Genomic DNA, 16,523 nt, shown 5'->3' with positions numbered 1-16,523 from the left:
AGTAAGGAAGGGCCCCCGGTTAACGCCTGGCGTTGTACCGGGGGCCCTTGTTAACACGGGGATCAGTACACCCGGGAGCCGATCCAGTCGTCGTGGCCGTACCCGACCGGGTTGGGGAAGGCGCGGGACTCGAAGGACCACTGCTGGCGGGTGCTGCTGGAGCAGGTGGCCAGCCGCAGTCTCGGGGTGCCGAACCAGGGGCTGTCGAACGCCAGGCAGAGGTTGCTGTTGCCGGCGGCGCGGATCTGGGCACCGGCCAGCACGAACTTCTGGTTGGCCCCGCCGTGGCAGTCGTGGATGTTGACCGCGGTGCCCGAGGTCACCGATCCGCCGGAGACGTCCAGGCAGCGGTCGTGGGACAGCTCGGAGTGCACCGACTGGCGCGTCGGGTCGTACCAGAAGCCCTGGTTGCGACCGCCGTGGCAGGCGTACGACTGCTGGACGGTGCCGTTGCGTGAGTCGTACCCCTTGCCGTCGACGCAGGTGCCGGTGGCCGCGTTGCGCAACTGCCGGAACTCGAACAGCCCCGGGTAGAGCACGCCCGCGCCGGTGCTGGCCGGGTCGACGCAGGTGGCCCGCTCCTGGCCGGAGGCGTAGAACTGGGTGACGCACTGGGCGAACATGCCGTGTCCCCGCGCGTTCGGGTGGAACGACTGCCGGGCCGCGTTCTCGTCCCAGATGCCGACCTCGATGTAGAGGCCACGGACCGAGGTGTTGTCGGTGCACACCTCGTGGCCGTGGAAGAGGCGGCTGGCGTCGAGGTACCGGGTGCCGGTGTTGGCCGCCGCCGCGCGCAGCGCCGACTCGAACAGCGGCACCGCCTTGTTCCGGGCGAACGCCGCGTCGGCGAGGTAGAGCAGGCAGCCGCCCGAGTACCAGCCGGGGAAGTTCGGGTTGTCCTCGACGTCCGGGCTGCCCGGGCTCGGATACGACATCAGTACCAGCTCGTAGTCCGAGCGCAGGTAGCCGGCCCCGGTCATGGTCTGCCGGATGGAGTGGAGAGCGTCCTCGACGGCGCGCCGGCTGCCGTCGGTGCGGATCGTCCACTGGTCGGTGTAGCGCGGGTAGCACGGCCCCTGGAAGAACACCCGGCTGATCGCGCAGTCGGTGGCCACCGGGCCGAACTGGATGGTGCCGTCGCCGTTCGCGCCGACGACCACCCAGATCAGCTTGATCTGCGTGTTGCGGGCCTTGATGGCGAGCTGGTCACCCTGGTTCAGCTCGTTGTGCTGGGTGGGGCCACCGGCGATCAGGTTCCAGGGGGTCGCACCGGAGCAGGCGACGTTGTATTTCTCGTCGGCGGTGATGCCGGTCCGGAACACCGCCTGGTCGTACGAGCGGTCGCACCAGTTGCCGGGTTGGTGGGTGCCGGGCACGTAGTTGCCCACGCCCTCACCGGAGATCTCGCTGTCGCCCATCGTGATCAACGCGGTGCGGCGCTGTTCCAGCGGGCGGATGCCGGGTGCGCCGTAGAGCGCGGTGGCCTCGGCGGCGCGGATCGCCTCCAGGTTCGTCGGGAGCGGTTGGATGGTCGGACGGTCGGCGGCGGCGGTGGCGGTGGCGGTGGCCGGCGCGGCGAGCATCGGCAGGACGAGAGCGGTGGCGAGGACGGCGGTGAGAGCCCGCCGTCGGGGCGTCCGTTCGCGCCTGGCAGAAGTACCAGACATCGACGCACTCCTTTCGGCTCGGTCGCGGGACGTCGACCGAGTTACCGGAAGGTAACGCGCATTTCGATAGATGTGAATACGTCTCAGAAAGCTTGCGCGCGGAGCGCAGAACCGGACGATCCCGATATTTCATCGGCGGCCGGTGTGGTGGCGCACGCCCGTACGACGCACCGCCGCCGCCGAAGCCCTACTGGCGGGCAAGGTACGCTATGGCGTCGTGTTGTCCGCTCCCCGGGAGAATTCCGTGAAGCTCTCGATCCTCATGCCGGTCTACAACGAGGAAGAACGCATCGCGGATGCCCTCAAGCAGGCGTTGGCGGTGGACTACCCCTGCGAGATCGAGCTGCTCATCGTCGACGACGGCAGCCGTGACGGCACCGGCGAGATCCTCGGCCGCGCCGACGACTCCCGCCTGCGGGTCATCACGCACCAGCGCAACGCCGGCAAGGGCGCGGCCATCAAGACGGCGGTCGACAACGCCGAGGGCGACTACATGGTCATCCTCGACGCCGACCTGGAGTACGACCCGCAGGACATCCCGAAGCTGCTCGACCCAGTGCTCGACGGGCGGGCCGAGGTGGTCTACGGCAACCGCACCTTCGGCAGCCACAGCGCCTACAGCTTCTGGTACGTGATGGGCAACAAGGGCGTCACCATGGCGGCGAACGTCCTGTTCAACTCGTACATCGGTGATCTGGAGACCTGCTTCAAGCTGATGCCGGTCGCCCTCTACCGCTCGCTGGACGTCCGCTCCCGCGGGTTCGGCATGGAGGCCGAGGTGACCGGCAAGCTGCTGCGTCGCCGCATCCGGCCCTACGAGGTGCCGATCAGCTACCGGGCGCGGGGCCGCGAGGAGGGCAAGAAGATCACCTGGAAGGACGGCGTCGAGGCGATCTGGATCCTGGGCCGCGAGCGCGCCCGCCGCCGCCCCCGCGTCGCCCGGGCCAGCTGACCCTCCGCCCCGGTCGACCAGGCGCCGGCCGCGCCACCCGCCCCGCCGGCGGTCAGCCCACCGGGGCCGGTCGCAGGAAACCGACCACCGAGCGCCGCACCCCGGCCGGGTCCAGCCCGTGCCAGCGGGTGTGGTCGTCGGCCGTGCCGTACCGCCGCAGGTCCTCCCGCCCCACGCCGAGCGCCAGCAGCCGGTGCGGGCGGTCGGCCAACGCCGCCGACAGCACCCGGGTCGAGGTCCCCGCCAGGTAGGGCTCGACCAGAATCACCGCCTCGCCGGCCAGCGCCCGCAGGCCGGCGGTGTCGAACGGTCGGGGTCGGTTGGTGTACGCCACCGTCACCGGAAGGTCGGCCACCGCGGCCAACGCCGCGTCCAGCGTCGGACCGACCGCCACCAGCAGCGGCGTTCCCGGCCCGGCGTCGCGCACCACCACGAGAGCGCCGTCGCCGCCGTGCGGCACGTCGTTGCGCAGGGTGGAGAGCCGCAGGTACGCGGACCCGTCGCCGTCCACCGCCGTACGCAGCAGTGCCGGCACCTCCGCCGGATGACCCGGGACGCGCACCGTCCACCCGTGCAGGGTGTCGATCAGCGAGACGTCGGCGGGGCAGAGGTGCGTGCGACCGGCCGCCGCCCGGTCGTAGGAGGCGCCCACGCTGACCAGCACCGCCCCCACGCCCTGGTGGTCCAGGTCGAGCTTGATCTGCTCGTACGCCCGCTCGACGAGGAACGGCGCGTAGCTGTGCACGACCGGTCGCAGGCCGGTCAACGCCAGCCCGCCAGCCACCCCGATCATCAGCTGCTCCCGGATGCCGACGTTGAGCACCCGGTCGGGGTGCCGGCGGGCGGCCGGGGCGAACGCGTCGGCGGAGATGTCCGCCAGCACGAGGGCGGTACGCGGATCCTCGGCCAGCAGGTCGGTGGTGGTGTCGACGAACGTGTCCCGCACGGTCACTCCCCGCTCTCGACGACCGCGACGACGACGTGCGGCCGGTGCTCGTCCTGCCCGGTGAGGGCGGTGTGCAGGGCGTCGTGATCGCGCCCGTCGACGGTGGCGGCGGTCCACCCGTTCACGGTGAACCGGGTCGCGATCCCGCCCGGCCAGCCGTGGGTGGCCGACGAGTTGTCCACCACGATCGCGGTCAGGCTGGCCAGGCCGGTGGCGCCGGCGTACGCGATCGCCTCGTGGTTGGAGCCCTCGTCCAGTTCGGCGTCGCCGAGGAGGACGTACACCCGGGGGTCCGTCAGGCCCTGGGCCCGCAGCCCGAGCGCGGTGCCCACGCCCAGTCCCAGGCCGTGGCCGAGCGAACCGGAGCCGATCTCCACGCCGGGGACCAGCAGCCGGTCGGGGTGGTCGCCGAGCCGGCTGGCCGGCCCGCCCTGGTCGTCCAGCCAGTCGGCGGGGATGAAGCCGCGGGCGGCGAGCACCGCCCAGTACCCGGCGACGGCGTGCCCCTTGGAGAGCAGGAACCGGTCCCGGTCGGGGTCGTCGACGGTCGTCGGGGTGATCCGCAGGATCCGGTCGTAGAGGACCTGGAGCACGTCGAGGGTCGAGTGGACGTTCGGGCCGAACTCGCGGCCGGCGCGGACCCGCTCCAGCAGGGGGTCCACCGGCGGCGTGGCCGTGGTGGCGGCGGTCGTCGTCATTCCGCTAGCGTGCAAGTTGAAGCGAACTTCAACTCAAGGGCACGTGATGCACGAAGCACTCACCATCGGGCAGCTCGCCGAGCGCAGCGGGGTGGCCCCCTCGGCGCTGCGCTACTACGAGCGGCTCGGGCTGATCCGGGCCGAACGGACCGGCGGCAACCAGCGCCGGTACGCGCGGGGCGAGCTGCGCCGGGTGGCGTTCATCCGGATCTCCCAGCAGGTCGGGGTGTCCCTGGAGGAGATCCGGGCGGCCCTGGACTCGCTGCCCGCGTCGCGTACGCCGAGCGCCGAGGACTGGGCACGACTGTCCCGGTCGTGGCGGGACCGGTTGGACGAGAAGATCCGGCTGCTCGGCAAGCTCCGCGACGACCTCGACGGCTGCATCGGCTGCGGCTGCCTGTCGCTGCGGCGCTGCACCCTCAACAACCCCGGCGACTCGCTGGCCGGCGACGGCCCCGGCGCCCGCCTGCTGCTGCCCGCACCGCCGGCCACCCCGTAGCTCAGCCGGTCGTCAGCAGCACCTTCCCCACGTGGTCGTTCGACTCGACCAGGCGGTGCGCCTCGGCGGCCTCGCTCATCGGCAGCCGCCGGTCCACGATCGGCCGGACCCGGCCCGCCTCGACCAGGGGCCACACCTGCTCGCGTACCCCCCGGACGATCTCCGCCTTCTGCTCCGCCGGCCGGGACCGCAGCGCCGTCGCCGCCACCGAACCCCGCTTGGCCAGCAGCGCGCCCAGGTCCAGCTCCGCCTTGCGCCCACCCTGCATGCCGATCACCACCAGCCGGCCGCCGTCGGCGAGGGCAGCCACGTTCCGGGACAGGTACGACGCGCCCATGATGTCCAGGATCACGTCCGCGCCCCGGCCGCCGGTGACCGTCCGGACCTCCTCGACGAAGTCCTGCTCCCGGTAGTCGACCGCGTGCGCCGCACCCAGCTCGCGCAGCCGCTCGTGCTTCACGCCACGGGCGGTCGCCACCACGGTCGCGCCCAGCGCCGCGCCGAGCTGCACCGCGAACGTGCCGATCCCGCTGCCGCCGCCGTGCACCAGCAGCGTCTCGCCGGACGCCAGCCGGGCCAGGTGGACCACGTTCGACCAGACCGTGCAGGCCACCTCCGGCAGCGCCGCGGCGTCGACCACGTCGACGCCCGCCGGCACCGGCAGCAGCTGCCCGGCCGGGACCGCGACCCGCTCCGCGTACCCGCCGCCGGCCAGCAGCGCGCAGACCTCCTGGCCGACCTCCCAACCGGTCACGCCGGCCCCGACCGCGCCGACCACCCCCGAGCACTCCAGCCCGGGGTACGCGGGCGCGCCCGGCGGCGGCGGGTAGAGCCCCTGCCGTTGCAGCAGGTCCGCCCGGTTCACCGCGCTGGCCCGCACGTCGAGGACCACCTCGCCGGGGCCGGGCTCCGGGTCGGGCACCTCGGCCCACACCAGTGCGTCGGGTCCGCCAGGCTCCGGGATCGTGATCGCGCGCATGGTTCCTGTCTACCCCAACGGCCGGCCGCCCCACGCCCGGCCCGGGAATCCACCGCCGGACACCACTGTGGAGCGCCGTCGACCCAGCGGTGCCCGCTCGCCCGACCGCTCGTCATGGCAGACTAGGCACGGCCGCGTACCCCTCGGGGCGCGCGGGCCGGGAGGGTTCGCCTAGTGGCCGATGGCGCTGGTCTTGAAAACCGGTAAGGCAGCGATGTCTTCGTGGGTTCGAATCCCACACCCTCCGCTTCCGTCGACGACGCGTCGGTGACCGCTGGTCAGCCGACGAAGACTGGTCAGCCGACGAAGACGCAGAACGGGTGCCCGGCCGGATCGGCGTACACGCGGAGCGGCTCGTCGGGGTCGTCGATCTCGTCGCGCAGCAGCCGGCCGCCGAGGCGCAGGACCCGTTCGTGCTGCACCCGCAGGTCCGCCACCGACCCGACGGTCAGGTCCAGGTGCATCTGCTGGGGCACCGGGCCGTCCGGCCAGGTCGCCTCGGGCAGGGCGTCGACCTGCTGGAAGGCCAGCTGGGCGCCGGCCTCGGTCCGCAGCACCAGCCAGTCGCATCCGTGCTCGTCCGGCTCGCCCGCCGGGGGCGGCTCGTCACCGTCCCGGTAGCTGAGGCCCAGCAGCGAGCGGTAGAACTCGGCCAACGATCTGGCGTCGGTGCAGTCGAGGACCACCTGACGCAGCACGGGGACGTTGTTCCGGTCGACCACGTGGATCACCTCCGGGGCGATTGTGGCCCCGTACGGTCGAGTCCGCAGGGCACGACCGGGGTTCCTCGTTCGGTCCCGGGGTCCGGCGGGGTAAGAAGGGGTCGCAGGACCATTCGCCCGCACCGGAAGGACCCGTCCCGATGACCCTGGAACGACCGATCGCCCCGGACCCGTACGAGCTGCTGCCGACCGTCCCGGCGTTCACCCTGGCCAGCGACGACGTGCAGAACGGCGAGCCGATGGACGCCGCGTACGCCCACGACAGCGTCGGTGGCGACAACGTCTCGCCGGAGCTGCACTGGTCGGACTTCCCGGCGGACACCAAGGGCTTCGCGGTGACCTGCTTCGACCCGGACGCGCCGACCGGCAGCGGCTTCTGGCACTGGGCGTTGGTCAACCTGCCCGCGGGGGTGACACGACTGCCGCGCGGCGCTTCCGGCGACGACCTGGCCGGTGGCTTCACGGTCCGCAACGACTACGGCAGCGACGGGTACGGCGGTGCGGCTCCGCCGCCCGGCGACCGCCCGCACCGTTACGTCTTCGCGGTGCACGCCCTGGACGTGGCGACCCTGGACGTCACGCCCGACGCCAGCCCGGCGTACGTCGGCTTCAACCTGACCTTCCACACCCTCGCCCGCGCGGTCATCCGCCCCACCTACCAGCTCAAGGAGTAGTCCGGCCGGCAGATCCGTGTCGATCATGGGGTTGACGGGTGGTTTGGAGATCAACTCACCCGTCAACCCCATGATCAACGGGGCGGAAACGGGGCGTAAACGGGGGCGGGGGCGGGGCGGGGTCAGGCGGGGACGCGGGCCACGGCGAAGACGGACTGGCCGAACGGGGGGCGGGCGATCTGCTCGGCGGCCTTGGTAGCGGGCAGGACGAGGGTGTCGTAGACCTTCACCATCGGGCCCTCCTTCGGCATCAGCCGAAAGACCTTCGTGGCCATGAAGTAGCCGATCAGGCCGAGCGCGTTGGCGTAGTGGATCTTCTCCACGGTGAGCCCGGCCTCGGTCATGGCATCGCCCAGGGTCTTCTTCGTGTAGCGGCGTACGTGCCCGGTGGCGACGTCCGCCGGGCTCATCGCGAACATGAACGCCGGCACGATGATGATCACCGCACCGCCCGGCCGGACCAGCTCGCGCATGCTGCGCAGCGCGCCCACGTGGTCCTCGATGTGCTCCAGCACGTTGTACGACACGGCCGCGCTGTAGTCACCCCGCTCGGAGTGCGGCAGGAGCATCTGCCGTACCTCGATGCCGGGCTTCTCGGACAGCCGCTCCTTCAGCGAGACCAGCCGGTCCGGGTCCGCCTCGGTGGCGGTGAAGCGGGGCAGGTGATCGGCCCACTCGAGCGCGTAGTCACCGAGGCCGCTGCCGATCTCGATCGGGTCGTCGCCGAGGTAGGGCAGGGCGAGTTCGACGAACCAGCGCCGGTGGTTGACCGCCGTCGCGAGGCCCTCCAGCACCTCGGACTGCACGCGCTGATCCCCAGTGATTTCTGCCATGCGTCGATTCCTCACGGTATGACTCGACCCGCGCCTGGACCGACAGAGTGAACCATCCGCGTGTTACGGCGAAGAATCGGGGGACCGGAGTGGCCGAATTGCGGTCGGGGGGTGGGCGCGTGATCGGCGGTCGGCGAACCCGGCACATAGTACCCAGTACCCCGAAACATGTCACGGCGGCGTCATAGCCTGACTACTCTACGAATCGTTATGACTACTCCCGAATCGGACCGCCCTGCCGGTACGTCCCGGGAGGGTTCCGCCCGGGTGCCCGTCGAGCAGCCAAAACGCGTCGACCGTCGGGACGTGCTCGCGGTGTTGAGCTTCGTCGTGCCGGCCTTCTGGATCACCGCACGGCTCTGGTTGGACCCCGCCAGCGGCGTGCGGGACAACCGGACCGACCAGTCGCAGTTCGAGTGGATGATGGCGCATGGCGCCCGGGTGGTGACCGAATTCGCCTATCCGTTCGGGTCTGACCGGATGAACGTTCCGGACAGCGTCAATCTGATGGCGAATACGTCCGTATTATCCGTTTCATTGCCACTGACGCCCATCACCCTGGCATTCGGTCCCCGCGCGTCCTTTCTGCTCTTTCTGACCCTCGGAATGATCGCCACGGCCACCGCGTGGTACTTCGTCCTCTCCCGGGTGGTCGTCGGCAGTCGGGGGCCCGCCTGGCTGGGCGCCGTCTTCTGCGCGTACGCCCCGGCGATGGTCTCGCACGCCAACGCGCACCCGAACATCGTCTCGCAGTACGTGGTGCCGCTGATCGTCTGGCGCACCGTCCGCCTCGCCGAGCCCGGCCGCTGGCTGCGCAACGGCGTGCTGCTCGCCCTGGTGATCGTCTGGCAGGCGTTCGTCAACCTGGAGATCCTCTTCATGACCGCGATCGGTCTCGGCGTGGTGGTCGTGGCGCTCGCCCTGGGCCGGCCGGAACTCCGCGACCGGAGGAGGACCTTCCTCGCCGGACTGGCCGTCGCCGCCGGGGTGTCGCTGGTCCTGCTCGCGTACCCGCTGTACGTCCAGTTCTTCGGCCCCGGCGCCTACTCCGGGCTGTCCCGGCTGATCCGGGGCTACTCGACCGACCTGGCGTCGTTCGTGGCGTACTCCCGGGAGTCGCTCGCCGGCGACGAGCGCGGCGCGCGCGGCCTGGCGAAGAACCCCACCGAGGAGAACGCGTTCTTCGGCTGGCCGCTGGTGGTGCTCGTGGTGGCGCTGGTCTGGTGGCTGCGGCGGGACGCCGTCGTCCGTGGGCTGGCCGCCGTCGGGCTGCTCTTCGCGGTGCTCTCGCTCGGTCGGGAGATCCAGCTGAACGGTCGCGGCACCGGCATCGGAGCGCCCTGGGCCCTACTGGAGGACCTGCCGGTGCTGCACTCGGTGGTGCCGACGCGGTGGGCGTTGGCGATCACCCCGGTGGTGGGTTTGCTCCTGGCGTACGCGGCGGAACGGGCGCGCCGGCTCGCCGACCAGAACCCAGGGGCGCGCCGGCAGATCCGCTTCGCCACGGTCACCGTGCTGGCGATGGCGCTGGTGCCCCTGCTGCCCACCCCGCTGCCCGCGGTCCGCCTCGACCCGACGCCGGACTTCGTCACCTCCGGCGCCTGGCGCCCGTACACGGCCGGCGGGCGCAGTGTGGTGACCCTGCCACTGCCGGACACCCACTACGCCGACCCGCTGCGCTGGTCGGCCGACACCGGGCTGGCGATGCCGATCGCCCGTGGCTACTTCCTCGGCCCGGACACCCGGCCGGGCCGGGACCGGGTCGCGCTCTTCACCGCCCCACCGCGTCCGACCAGCGCATTCTTCGCCGAGATCCGGCGTACGGGTGCGGTCCCGCCGATCACCCCGCAGGCGCGGGTCGACGCGGTGGACGACCTCCGGTACTGGCGGGCCGGTGCGGTGGTGCTCGGCACGCCCGCACACGCCGACGCGCTGCGCCGGGGGATGACCGAGTTGACCGGGATCCGCCCCACGTACACCGGGGGTGTCTGGCTCTGGGACGTCCGTCCGCTCACCGACTGAGCCCCCGGACGCACCGCTGGACGTTCAGGACCGGACGCAGCAGCCCTGGCAGATCTTGGGCTTGGGCAGGGTGAACGCGAGGCAGCAGGTGCGCCGCTGCACGGTCGGCTCGCCGGCCGGGCCGGGCACCAGTTCGATCAGGTCGGCCAGGTCGAGGGCGCCGAGCAACGTGTCGATCGTGTCGACCGAGGAGCCCGGCAGGCCGTCGGCGGCCCGCAGGACGCCGTGCGCGATGCCGGAGGCCACCGAGCCGAGCAGCGTACGCGCGCCGATCCGCACCTCGGCCTGGATCGCGGCGACCATCGGGGCCAGATGGGCGTCGAGGAGCGAGGTGCGCAGTGCGGCCAGCAGCTCCGCCTCGTCGGCGACCACCCGCACCTCGGGCAGCCCGGAGAGGGCCAGCGGGTCACTCGGCAGCACCGCGACCGTGGTCGAGCGGCGCAGGCCCATGGTGAGCAGTTGCCGGTGGTCCTCGAAGTGGATCAGGACGTCGGCCGGGTCGAGCAGCGGCACCCGGCGCGCCGACGCCCAGCCGAGCACGACCGGGAGCGCCGTCCAGTAGCTGTACGACTTCCAGGCCAGTGCCGCACAGGCGTGCGGGGTGCCGCCCCAGCGCACGGAGGCGGCGCGCAGGAACTCGGGCAGTCGGGTGCCGTCGATCAGCGTGGTGGCCGGCGACCAGCCGAACTCGTCGGTCACCAGCAGGCCGGGCGCGAGGCCGGGCAGGGCGTCGGTGCCGAACATGTGGCGGAGGGCGGCCGTCACCGGGGCAAGCGGTGCGACGGCGACCTCGCGCCCCGGCATGACCGCTGTCACCTGACCCATCCCCCGTCCGAAGAGCTCGTTACTGAGCTAAGGCTAGCCTAACCCCGACCGGATCGGTAAGGGAAGCCTCTCCTGGGTTGTGCGGGAGGCCCAGGTCACTCGTCCGGGATGCGTCGCTCGCCCGGCGTGTCGGCGTACTACCCGCGAAGAGGTGCGGGAAACGGCGGGACGGCCGGGTGCAGTATCGACAGCTTTCGTTGCATCGTCAAGGTTCGTGTCGACAACCTGGCAGATCCGTGTCTGTGCGGCGACGGAACGTGAAACTTGGTACTCCCGGCCACGAGGAAGCTGATGACTGCCTCACCGCTCGATCGGGCCGCCGACTCCTTCGCGGCCGAACTCGCCCGCCACCGGACCGGGCGAGGGCTGTCCAAGAAGCAACTGGCCACCCTGATGGGCTTCGACCCGTCGTACGTCAGCCACGTCGAGGGCCGCCGGCACCGGCCCACCGAGGACTTCGCCCGGCGGGCCGAGGCCGTCCTGGAGGCCAGCGGAGCGATCTGGCAGCGCTTCCGGGAGTACGACGAACTGCGGCACACCCGCGCCGAGAAGGCGCACCGCGAGCTGCCCGCCCCCGGCCAGTGGATGCCACCCGGCACCGGCCTGATCGTGGAACGGGAGCATGCCGGCCTCACCCACCACGAGGACTCCTACCACTGCGTGATCCGCCGCGAGCTGTACAACGCCGGCACCGAACCCGTCACCCGCTACCTGGTCCGGGTCGCCGTCGACCGCTACCCCAACGACCCGGGGCGCTCCAACCGGCACCACCGCGAACACCCCCTCACCTTCGCCGAGCTGCAACTGCGGGCGTACCGCACCCAGGGCGACGAGCGGGACGCGATGCACTGGCGGGCCAAGCACGACCGGGACGCGTTCAAGGAGATCTGGCTGCTCTTCGAGAACGCCGACCGCCGGTTCGCCCTCTACCCCGGGGACCGGGCCACCATCGAGTACGCGTACACCGTCGGACAGGACAAGTGGGGCCCCTGGTTCCAGCGGGCGGTCCGCGTACCGACCCGGCACCTCGGCGTGTCCCTCGACCTGCCGGCGTCGCTCGACCCGCAGGTCTGGGGCGCGGAGACCTCGCTCTCGGCGGAGGAGGGCCCGCTGCGGACGCCGGTCGGCCGGCGCGCGGAGGGCGACCGGGTGATCTTCGAGTGGTCGACCGACGATCCGCCGCTGAACGCCCGGTACCGGATGCAGTGGCGCTTCCGGGCCCGGCCGGAGAGCGGCCCCGAGGAGCCGGGCCGGGTCCGGCCCAGCGACCGGATGCGCGGCCTGGGCATCCTGCAACGCGGCGACGACCTGCTGCGCCAGCCCAGCCGGTCGTTCGACCTGCCGAACGAGGAGCACGTGGCCCGGGACGTGCTGGACCGGCTCACCGCGGCCCTGCTCCGCCTCGACGAGCTGCACCCCTTCAGCAAGGGCGTCGGCATCGCCGCGCCGCAGCTCGGCATCGGCCGGGCCGCCGCGCTGGTCCGTGCCCCCGACCGGGCCGCCGAGCCGGTCGTCCTGCTCAACCCGCGGGTCGTCGACGCCGCCGCGGACATCGACGAACAGTACGAGGGCTGCCTCTCCTACTTCGACCACCGCGGCCTGGTGCCGCGCCCGTTGCGCATCGACGTGGAGCACGCCCGCCTGGACGGCGGCCGGATGATCACATCCTTCGAGTACGGCATGGCCCGGCTGGTGGCGCACGAGATCGACCACCTGGAGGGCCGGCTCTACGTCGACCGGATGGCCCCCGGGGTGCCCCTGGTACCGGTCGAGGAGTACCGGGAGACCGGTAACCCCTGGCGCTACTGAGCGCACCCGACGCGGCCCGGCCGGGTCCGCCGGCCAGGCGGGACGATCACGCCCGCCCGGGTGGGAAAGGACGGCCGGGCGGGCGTGATCACGGGGGCGGTGCCGGGCCGCCCGTTCGGGGGGACCGGGGTTGCGTGCCCCAGGGGGCGGGGGCACGCAACCCCGGTCCGGGGGGAGGAAGGTCTGTGGACCCGAAGGTCGGCCCCCCGGCCGCTCCTACAGGTCGCCGAACGTGTCGTACCGGGTCCGCGCGGGCGGCACCTCGTCCTCGGCGAGCACCCGCAGGGTCGCCCGGACCATCCGCGCCGAACCGGACACGTAGCAGTCGTGCGTCGTCCACGGTCCGTACCGGGCCACCACGTCGGCGATGTCGCCCAGCTCGCCGTCGAAGTCCGGGTCCTCGCTGCACGCCGGCGTGACCGACAGCCACGGGTGCGCCGCGACCAGCTCCCGCATCCCGTCCAGGCCGTACAGGTCCGCCTCGGTACGGGCCCCGTAGAACACGTGCACCCAGCGGGTCCGGTTGACCGCGGCCAACTCCTCGACCAGCGCCTTCACCGGTGCCAGCCCCACGCCGCCGGCGACCAGCAGGACGTCCCGCTCGGACTCGCGGTCCAGGGTCATCGACCCCATCGGCGCCGCCACCCGCAGCAGCTCGCCCGGCCGCACCCGGCGTACCAGCGCGCCGGAGACCCAGCCGGCGCCCGCCGGTGTCCGGACGTGGAACTCCAGCACGTTGTCGTCGTTCGGCGCGTTCGCCACCGAGTAGGTCCGCCACACCCGGGGGAGGTGCCGAGGCACCTCGACGCTGACGTACTGGCCGGCCCGCCAGGGCAGCGGGTGCTGCAACGCGCGTACGGTCAGCACCGCCGTGTCCGGGCCGTACCGCTCGTGGGTGAGCACCTCGGCGTGCCAGAACGGCGGGTTGTCGTCCGCCGCCGCCCCGGCCACCATCTTCGCCGCGATCACCGCGTACGCGTCCCGCCACGCCTGGTCGTACTCCAGGTTCCAGCCGTCACCAGCGGTGCTGCGCAGCGCGTCCAGCAGCGCCACTCCCACGGTCCGGTAGTGCTCCGGGTCGACGTGGTACTTCCGGTGGTCCCGGCCGAGTCCGCGAAGGAACTCGTCGAAGCTCTCCGGATCCCCCAGCGTGTGGATGGCGGTGATGATCGCCTCCAGCAGGCGGTCGCCCTGTCCGGTCATCTGCACCGGGAACAGCTTGCGCAGCTCGGGATCGAGCAGGAACAGCCGAGCGTAGAAGTGGGCGCTCAGCCGCTCCCGGTCCTCCTCGACCAGGGTCCAGCTCTCCTTCAGCAACCGCGCGACGTCGTCCACGGACGCTCCTTCTCCTCGGGCGGATCGGGCATCCATAGAATGTCCACGGAGCGTGTCCACCGGTCGCACAGAATGTGCGATCGGCTCGTGAGGGTCCTTCGCCGTGCCGCCGGAGGTCGCCGTCGGGCACAGTGGTGCGGTGACCGTCGACCTCGACCGTCCGGTGGCGCGCCGGACCCTGGGCACCGAGACGCTGCTCGTGCTCGGTCTCTCCCTCGGCCAGTCGGCCGTCTACGCACTCGTCTCGATCGTGGCCAAGCTGACCGCCGACGGGCCGCTGTCCGCGCAGACCGCCGCGCTGAACACCTCCCGGTCCGCCCGGCCCTACCTCGACCTCACGTACCAACTGCTCGGCATCGTCTTCGCGTTGCTGCCGGTGCTGCTCGCCGTACACCTGCTGGCGCGGGACCCCGGCGACCCGGCCCGGACCCTCGGCCTGGACGCCCGGCGGCCCGGCCAGGACCTGGCCCGGGGGGCCGGGCTGGCCGCGCTGATCGGCCTGCCCGGCCTCGCGCTGTTCTGGGTGGCCGCCCAGCTCGGGATCAACGCCAGCCTGGTGCCGGCCGCGCTGCCCGACCTGTGGTGGACCGTCCCGGTGCTGATCCTCGCCGCCCTGCAGAACTCCCTGCTGGAGGAGGTGATCGTGGTCGGCTACCTGGTCACCCGGCTGCGGCAACTCCAGTGGCGACTCGGCGCGGTCATCGCGGCGAGTGCGCTGCTACGCGGCTCCTACCACCTCTACCAGGGCTTCGGCGCCTTCGTCGGCAACGTCGTGATGGGCGTCGTGTTCACTCTCTTCTACCTGCGTACCAAGCGGGTGATGCCGCTGGTCGTCGCGCACACGCTGCTCGACGTGGCGGCCTTCGTCGGCTACGCGCTGCTGCCCCGGGAGTGGTTCGACTGGCTCTGAGCCCTGCCCTGCCGCCCCGCGCTGCCCGGCGCTCGGCGGCTCGCGTCGCGGGCGCCGGACCGGTGCCGTCGGCTCAGCGGCCCCGGATCGGGCGGTAGGCCGCCACCGCGCGGGCCGCCACGCGCTCCGCCGCCGCCGCGTCGCCGACCGCGGCGGCCACCACCGCCGCCCCCGGCAGCACCCGCGACGCCAACCGCAGCGCCATCCACCCGCCGGCCTGCGCGGTCAGCGGGGCCGCCAACCGCCAGGCCGCCTCCGCCGCCCGTGGCCAGGGCTCATCACCCGGTCCGTCCAGCGCCCGAGCGGCGGCGAGCGCCGCTGCGGCACTCTCCTCGTCCGGATGCACCTGGGTCAGCACCAGCAACTCCACCGCCCGGTCCGGATGCGCCGGATCGCGCCCGTACGCCGCGGCGAGGTGCAGCACCAGGTTCGCCTGGGTCCACAGCACCGCCGCCAACTCCACCACCGGCGCGAACAGTCCCGCCGCCGCCGCGACCGCGCCGCCCGTCCCGGCGCGCCGGACGAACCGCCGGGTCGCGAGCCGGGCAAGGCCGTCGTCGCCGGCATCCGGGTACGCCGACCGCAGCTCCCGCGCCCACTCCCGCGCCTGCGGACCGATCCCCGCGACCGCGGCCAGGGCCAGCAGTTCCGGCGCGAATCCCGGGTGGTCCCGCACCGTCCGGACGATCCGCCCCAGTTCCGACCCGGAGGTACGCCCCACCGCCGCGTCCCCTGCCGGCGTCGACCCCGCGGCGCGCGGGGTCAGCAGGACCGGATCCGGCGTGTCCGTCGCGCTCGACGCGTCGACCGCCGCCGGGGTGGCCGGTCTCCTGGTGCGGGGTGTGGTGGAAGCGGTCTGCTTCCGGGTGGCCTTCCGCGCGGTGGCCTTGACCGGGGTGGCCCTGTCCGGGGTGGCCCTGTCCGGGGTGGCCTCGACCGGGGTGGCCTCGGCCGGGGTCGCCCCGCTCGCCGGCGTGGCCTTCTCAGCCGGCGTGGCCTTCGTGGCTGGGGCGGCCTTCCTGACCGGCGTTGTCCTTTTCGCCGGGGCTACCCTTCCGGCCGGCGTGGCCTTCGTAGCTGGGGCTGCCTTCCCGGCCGGAGCCGTCCTCCGGGTGCCGGCCCCCGGACGAGGGGTCGCGGTCCGCTCGGCCGTCGCCCCCGCCTCGCCGGGGGCGTCCGGGCCGTCCGTGAGCTGGACCGAGGGGGACTCGTCGTCCCCGGGCCGACCGGTTCCGGACCCACGGGCAGCGTCGGCGGCGGTGTGGGTCGGATCACCCGGGCTGTCCGGGTCCGACGTACCGACCCGCTCCGGATCGGTCGACCGGGCCGTCTGGCGGGGCAACGTCCGCTCCGGCTCGGGTGGCTGGAAGAGAACCGTGGGCGCCGGCTTCGCCCGTCGGGTCGGCCGCTTGGCGGTGTCCGGATCCGGTTCGGGCTCCGGCGGTGCCGGTGGCGGGGTGAAGGCTGCCTTCGGGGAGCGTCGCCGCCCTCCCGCAGCAGGCTCTCGGCGGGTGGGCTCGCTGGACGGCTGCTCCTGCATATCGATGGAGCGTAGCGGTGATCACGCCCGAGTACAGCGCTCGACGTGAGACGGCACCTCCCCGCCCGACGTACGCCGGGGAAGTCGTTTTGCTCCCGGTGGGTGGGGACCT

At 72.6% G+C, this 16,523-nt stretch carries 15 protein-coding genes and 1 tRNA gene; 7 read left to right on the top strand and 9 right to left on the bottom strand.

Features of this window, described 5'->3' with window-relative positions; genetic code table 11:
* Window positions 1-62 precede the first annotated feature (62 nt).
* Window positions 63-1,667, bottom strand: coding sequence for a ricin-type beta-trefoil lectin domain protein (locus D7223_RS14865; protein ID WP_120728991.1), 1,605 nt, complete (start codon window positions 1,665-1,667; stop codon window positions 63-65).
* Between the two features lie 244 nt (window positions 1,668-1,911).
* Between D7223_RS14865 and D7223_RS14860 the strand changes: the two genes are divergently transcribed.
* Complete coding sequence (locus D7223_RS14860; protein ID WP_120728990.1) at window positions 1,912-2,619, top strand: glycosyltransferase family 2 protein; 708 nt, start codon at window positions 1,912-1,914, stop codon at window positions 2,617-2,619.
* A gap of 52 nt (window positions 2,620-2,671) precedes the next feature.
* On the opposite strand, the gene D7223_RS14855 is transcribed toward D7223_RS14860, so the two are convergent.
* Both D7223_RS14855 and D7223_RS14850 read right to left on the bottom strand, forming a co-directional pair.
* Entirely contained in the window at window positions 2,672-3,565 is an 894-nt protein-coding gene (locus D7223_RS14855; RefSeq protein WP_120729262.1) for a transketolase family protein, read from the bottom strand.
* Between the two features lie 2 nt (window positions 3,566-3,567).
* Window positions 3,568-4,263: a transketolase gene (locus D7223_RS14850; RefSeq protein WP_120728989.1), complete on the bottom strand. Its 696-nt coding sequence runs from the start codon at window positions 4,261-4,263 to the stop codon at window positions 3,568-3,570.
* A gap of 46 nt (window positions 4,264-4,309) precedes the next feature.
* Between D7223_RS14850 and soxR the strand changes: the two genes are divergently transcribed.
* The gene (soxR, locus tag D7223_RS14845) at window positions 4,310-4,762 is read left to right on the top strand and encodes a redox-sensitive transcriptional activator SoxR (protein ID WP_120728988.1); all 453 of its coding nucleotides are present in this window, start codon (window positions 4,310-4,312) and stop codon (window positions 4,760-4,762) included.
* 1 nt (window position 4,763) lies between these two features.
* Here soxR and D7223_RS14840 read toward each other — a convergent pair whose 3' ends face one another.
* Window positions 4,764-5,741 (bottom strand): NAD(P)H-quinone oxidoreductase, encoded by a 978-nt coding sequence (locus tag D7223_RS14840; protein ID WP_120728987.1) that lies wholly within the window; start codon window positions 5,739-5,741, stop codon window positions 4,764-4,766.
* Between the two features lie 160 nt (window positions 5,742-5,901).
* On the opposite strand from D7223_RS14840, the gene D7223_RS14835 reads away from it, so the two are divergent.
* A tRNA-Ser gene (locus D7223_RS14835) sits at window positions 5,902-5,988 on the top strand.
* Window positions 5,989-6,037: 49 nt separating this feature from the next.
* Here D7223_RS14835 and D7223_RS14830 read toward each other — a convergent pair.
* Window positions 6,038-6,463 carry a VOC family protein gene (locus tag D7223_RS14830; RefSeq protein ID WP_120729261.1) on the bottom strand — a complete coding sequence of 142 codons (426 nt, stop codon included), beginning with the start codon at window positions 6,461-6,463 and terminating at the stop codon, window positions 6,038-6,040.
* A 140-nt stretch (window positions 6,464-6,603) separates the two neighbouring features.
* Here D7223_RS14830 and D7223_RS14825 point away from each other — a divergent pair, with 140 nt between their 5' ends.
* Window positions 6,604-7,137 carry a YbhB/YbcL family Raf kinase inhibitor-like protein gene (locus D7223_RS14825; protein WP_120728986.1) on the top strand — a complete coding sequence of 178 codons (534 nt, stop codon included), beginning with the start codon at window positions 6,604-6,606 and terminating at the stop codon, window positions 7,135-7,137.
* 122 nt (window positions 7,138-7,259) lie between these two features.
* On the opposite strand, the gene D7223_RS14820 is transcribed toward D7223_RS14825, so the two are convergent.
* The gene (locus tag D7223_RS14820; RefSeq protein ID WP_120728985.1) at window positions 7,260-7,970 is read right to left on the bottom strand and encodes a class I SAM-dependent methyltransferase; all 711 of its coding nucleotides are present in this window, start codon (window positions 7,968-7,970) and stop codon (window positions 7,260-7,262) included.
* 210 nt (window positions 7,971-8,180) lie between these two features.
* On the opposite strand from D7223_RS14820, the gene D7223_RS14815 reads away from it, so the two are divergent.
* The gene (locus D7223_RS14815; protein WP_120728984.1) at window positions 8,181-9,992 is read left to right on the top strand and encodes a DUF6311 domain-containing protein; all 1,812 of its coding nucleotides are present in this window, start codon (window positions 8,181-8,183) and stop codon (window positions 9,990-9,992) included.
* A 24-nt stretch (window positions 9,993-10,016) separates the two neighbouring features.
* Here the strand turns inward: D7223_RS14815 and D7223_RS14810 are convergent, their stop codons facing one another.
* Window positions 10,017-10,796: an IucA/IucC family C-terminal-domain containing protein gene (locus D7223_RS14810; RefSeq protein ID WP_120729260.1), complete on the bottom strand. Its 780-nt coding sequence runs from the start codon at window positions 10,794-10,796 to the stop codon at window positions 10,017-10,019.
* 312 nt (window positions 10,797-11,108) lie between these two features.
* Here D7223_RS14810 and D7223_RS14805 point away from each other — a divergent pair, with 312 nt between their 5' ends.
* Window positions 11,109-12,626 carry a peptide deformylase gene (locus tag D7223_RS14805; RefSeq protein ID WP_120728983.1) on the top strand — a complete coding sequence of 506 codons (1,518 nt, stop codon included), beginning with the start codon at window positions 11,109-11,111 and terminating at the stop codon, window positions 12,624-12,626.
* 216 nt (window positions 12,627-12,842) lie between these two features.
* On the opposite strand, the gene D7223_RS14800 is transcribed toward D7223_RS14805, so the two are convergent.
* On the bottom strand, window positions 12,843-13,961 hold the full coding sequence (locus D7223_RS14800) for a globin domain-containing protein (RefSeq protein WP_120728982.1): 1,119 nt from the start codon (window positions 13,959-13,961) through the stop codon (window positions 12,843-12,845).
* A gap of 139 nt (window positions 13,962-14,100) precedes the next feature.
* Here D7223_RS14800 and D7223_RS14795 point away from each other — a divergent pair, with 139 nt between their 5' ends.
* Window positions 14,101-14,871 carry a CPBP family intramembrane glutamic endopeptidase gene (locus D7223_RS14795; protein ID WP_120729259.1) on the top strand — a complete coding sequence of 257 codons (771 nt, stop codon included), beginning with the start codon at window positions 14,101-14,103 and terminating at the stop codon, window positions 14,869-14,871.
* Window positions 14,872-14,944: 73 nt separating this feature from the next.
* On the opposite strand, the gene D7223_RS14790 is transcribed toward D7223_RS14795, so the two are convergent.
* On the bottom strand, window positions 14,945-15,592 hold the full coding sequence (locus D7223_RS14790; RefSeq protein ID WP_238161995.1) for a hypothetical protein: 648 nt from the start codon (window positions 15,590-15,592) through the stop codon (window positions 14,945-14,947).
* Window positions 15,593-16,523 lie beyond the last annotated feature (931 nt).

Origin of the sequence: Micromonospora endolithica (assembly GCF_003626595.1) — a bacterium.
GTDB classification, from domain to species: Bacteria; Actinomycetota; Actinomycetes; order Mycobacteriales; family Micromonosporaceae; genus Micromonospora; species Micromonospora endolithica.
The sequence above is the reverse complement of the archived record's forward strand: the minus strand, read 5'-3'. Positions and strand labels throughout refer to the sequence as shown.

What these genes read in the sequence shown, in the direction of transcription:
- D7223_RS14865 (WP_120728991.1), bottom strand. Translation starts at nt 1,667, where the DNA reads ATGTCTGGTACTTCTGCCAGGCGCGAACGGACGCCCCGACGGCGGGCT.
- D7223_RS14850 (WP_120728989.1), bottom strand. Translation starts at nt 4,263, where the DNA reads ATGACGACGACCGCCGCCACCACGGCCACGCCGCCGGTGGACCCCCTG.
- soxR (WP_120728988.1), top strand. Translation starts at nt 4,310, where the DNA reads ATGCACGAAGCACTCACCATCGGGCAGCTCGCCGAGCGCAGCGGGGTG.
- D7223_RS14840 (WP_120728987.1), bottom strand. Translation starts at nt 5,741, where the DNA reads ATGCGCGCGATCACGATCCCGGAGCCTGGCGGACCCGACGCACTGGTG.
- D7223_RS14825 (WP_120728986.1), top strand. Translation starts at nt 6,604, where the DNA reads ATGACCCTGGAACGACCGATCGCCCCGGACCCGTACGAGCTGCTGCCG.
- D7223_RS14820 (WP_120728985.1), bottom strand. Translation starts at nt 7,970, where the DNA reads ATGGCAGAAATCACTGGGGATCAGCGCGTGCAGTCCGAGGTGCTGGAG.
- D7223_RS14815 (WP_120728984.1), top strand. Translation starts at nt 8,181, where the DNA reads ATGACTACTCCCGAATCGGACCGCCCTGCCGGTACGTCCCGGGAGGGT.
- D7223_RS14810 (WP_120729260.1), bottom strand. Translation starts at nt 10,796, where the DNA reads ATGCCGGGGCGCGAGGTCGCCGTCGCACCGCTTGCCCCGGTGACGGCC.
- D7223_RS14805 (WP_120728983.1), top strand. Translation starts at nt 11,109, where the DNA reads ATGACTGCCTCACCGCTCGATCGGGCCGCCGACTCCTTCGCGGCCGAA.